We start from the raw sequence: 3,026 nt of genomic DNA, 5'->3' as shown, positions 1-3,026 counted from the left end.
CCGAGCCAGTCGAGATCGGCCATGCCCAGTGGCCGGCCCGATGCCGATGGCTTGGGTCCGGAGACTGGGTGCTTGTCGTTCTTGGTTCGGGCCATGGCCAGGGTTTAGAGCGGCTCACAAAACCCTTCTGGCGCCGTTGCCAGAACTGGGGTCAGAGCTAACTTTAAATTGCCTTGCATACAATAAAAATGCACTCTGACCCCTGTTTTTCCTGGGCTAGTTTTCAAAGGTGTCGCACACAAGAAAAGTGCACTCTGGCCCCTGTTTTTGTTTACCCCGTTATCCACTGTTAGATGGCACCTGCGCGTTCACTCGACATACGGACCGACAGGGCAGTCACTAGGGCGAGTGGCATTCCATCTGTCTATTATTGCTTGCTTGTTTTCCCGGTGCCAAATCGCGATGTTCTTCTCGTACTGATTAAGTCCGCCGTTTAGCTTGGTACAATCTCTGATGGAGAAATTGGCGCTCTCGTCGCCATAAGTTACGCGGAAATGAGGCGGGGCGTGCTCCTTAGAGAATACCTCAAACTTGAGCTTTCCCAATCGTCCGACCGCGTGCTCAAACGATATGCGTAACGTACCTTTTTCCGTTTCTTCAATTACATAGCCTTGTTGAAAGTCGCGTTCAAGTGATTCCGCCAACTCTTGAAGCTGGCCGGTAGACCACTCTTTATGAGGCTTAATATCGTCAAGTTTCATTTAAATTTCCGTAGATCCAACTAGTAGTGGACAGCTAAACGCCGAGTAAAGCAACTTAGCTTCCGAAGTTAACCTAATCCTGTTTCTCGGCCATTGTCGCGCAAACCCGCCACGATCAATGAGTAGGTCACGATGTGTGAATTAGATTCTTGTAGCCTGCGTCTTGCTGCCCATCGAGAACCGACTCCAAGAACGAGTTTAAGTCGCTACGCATTTCTATAAGGCTGGATTCGCTCTTCAGGATCCTTGCCACAGACACGCTTTCTCGTCGAACCCTATTTTCGATGCTTGTAGACACAGCTCTTAATACTTGGCGCGTGATGCGGTCGAATTGCGTGGCAATCTCGTCAACTGTATTTTTTATTGCCTGAGGAGCTAGTCGTGCATTGCTCGACTCAAAGCTGCCGCCCACGAATTGCTGTAGCGACGCGCCAATACACGCAAGCAGAAATGATTTGAAACTCAGGTAGTTGAACAAGGAAAGCTGCTTCTCTTCGTTCTCAGTTCTTTCGGCTTTCGTTGCGAGAGACCGTTTTACTTCGTCAATAGACCGAGAGAACGAGTAGGCCAGTAATATGTGTGTTGCAGTACGATCCGAGAATGCCTTTCGATAGATCTCCGGTCGATCGAACACTGCATTCTTACTCCGAATGGCGTCAACGTAGTGGCCGTTGAACGCGAGAACTGGCTGCGCAGCTTTCTCTATGCCAATCTCCGCTTCAACTGAGTCAAAACCCCGCTTGACGCTGTAGTCGAATCCTATGTTCTTGAACTGTGTGCGGAGCGAACTTTGGGTCTCGTCGTTGGCATATTGATCCCAAGTCGTGATCTTGTTCTGCGTGTTGTTATATTTAACAATTTCCTCGACCAAGTCTGGGCTCTTGCATACCACAACACGACACATAACCCAGACGTTTGAGAGTTCCGTCTCCTGTCCTACATGACCAAGAGAGCCAGTTGTTTGCGCTCCGTTTATTATTGATATTCCAGTCAGGTGACTTGATGCGCCCCGCCTTGTGAGTGCATCCGTTAAAAGCGTGATGCCATTATTGAATACCCAGAAGTCTTCCGGCTGGGAACTCGCCGTAGAGCGAATGGCCGAGTTAATCTTTTTTCGGCGACTTATTCCAAGAAATCCCCGATAGTTTGCGGAGAACAATCTCTCGTCGTATTCCTTAAAGAGCTCGCGCAGCCACTCACCTCTGACGGAGTAAACATGCGCGGTCCAGTCCGCTGACTTCTGCGTGCCAAGCCATGTTCCGTTGATCTTAATTCTATCCTTTACGAGGATCTGTGACGAGCGCTCATTGAAGAGTGTCTCGATCTCACGAAGACCAAACTCTTTGCAGGTAACTAAAACACTGTCGCCAAAGAGTTTCGACGCGGCACGTTGACATGTGTCTAACTCCTCCTGACTGTTTAGAGACTCAGGAAGGTTGTGAATGTAAAGGAGCTCAACTGCCTCGATCTCTTCCGACTCAAGCGCTTGCCGGCATTCCAGAGAGCGAGCTCGAGCGCGTTCGTTTATCGTCTTCGCATTGCTGTCGCCGTGTGCAATCCACGACGCCGCAATCATTAGATCGGATGCCTTTTTTGACTTCGCTTTGTCCGAGGACTTCTCGGAGAAAAAACCTTGGACGATTACGATCTTCTGTCCAGTCTTATCAATTTCAACGAAGTCCATACACTTGTCGTTGCTGCCGTCTGTCAACGCACGCGATGCAAGCGCCTCCAAGTCCGGTTCGTCAAGGTAAAGGCCAAGTACCCATAGAATGTATGCGTTGCTTCCGTAGCGCCGCTGAAGGTCGGTTTTCTTCTTGAATTCAGTCAAGTGATACAAGTTAATCTCCGTCTAGTTGGTTCTTGGACACACAATTGACTCCGTTTCTGTGCCGGCTAATTCCTGGCTTAGGCTGACCGCGAAGCGGCGTTGGCTGAGATGAATTGCTAGCTTCCACTTGCGTGCTTGAATAATCTGATCGCCTCAGCAAGTCTCTTGCGGGTTTCAAGTACGTGTCGATCCTTGCTGGCAATGTTCTGGGGTAGATGAGATAAATAATCCTCAAGCATTATTCTAAACGCCGGAGAATTCTGATCACTCAGCTCTTGCATAAGGCCTGAAGGATCCTCTATGCTCATGAAGCGATTAAAAACAAATTCTTGCTCGGAAGGTAAACGCTTCTCAAGCGAATTTTTCGAGAAAATTTCTCCCAGCCTGGTCGTTGTTATTGTTTCGCGGCTACGGTTGGCTTTTGCTAACGAACGAACCTCTTGTTGAAGTTCAGATATTGCTGCAAGTAGATACTCGTCCTTACCGACAGGCTT

General features: G+C 49.0%; 3 protein-coding genes. All 3 read right to left on the bottom strand.

Annotated elements, in window-relative coordinates:
• Positions 1–308 precede the first annotated feature (308 nt).
• Positions 309–701 carry a DUF4160 domain-containing protein gene (locus tag D588_RS26295; RefSeq protein ID WP_081613455.1) on the bottom strand — a complete coding sequence of 131 codons (393 nt, stop codon included), beginning with the start codon at positions 699–701 and terminating at the stop codon, positions 309–311.
• Positions 702–828: 127 nt separating this feature from the next.
• Positions 829–2,541, bottom strand: a complete 1,713-nt coding sequence (locus D588_RS26290) for an AIPR family protein (RefSeq protein ID WP_157836392.1) — start codon at positions 2,539–2,541, stop codon at positions 829–831.
• A gap of 107 nt (positions 2,542–2,648) precedes the next feature.
• Positions 2,649–3,026 (bottom strand): hypothetical protein (locus D588_RS27515; RefSeq protein WP_157836391.1); only part of this gene is annotated, 378 nt, incomplete at its 5' end.

This window comes from Xanthomonas sp. SHU 308, assembly GCF_000364645.1.
GTDB lineage: Bacteria > Pseudomonadota > Gammaproteobacteria > Xanthomonadales > Xanthomonadaceae > Xanthomonas_A > Xanthomonas_A sontii.
Note: the sequence above shows the minus strand (reverse complement) of the source record. Positions and strands in the feature narration are given on the sequence as shown.

Bases quoted from the DNA above. Each gene is read 5' to 3' on its own strand.
- D588_RS26295 (WP_081613455.1), bottom strand. From the start codon at position 701: ATGAAACTTGACGATATTAAGCCTCATAAAGAGTGGTCTACCGGCCAG.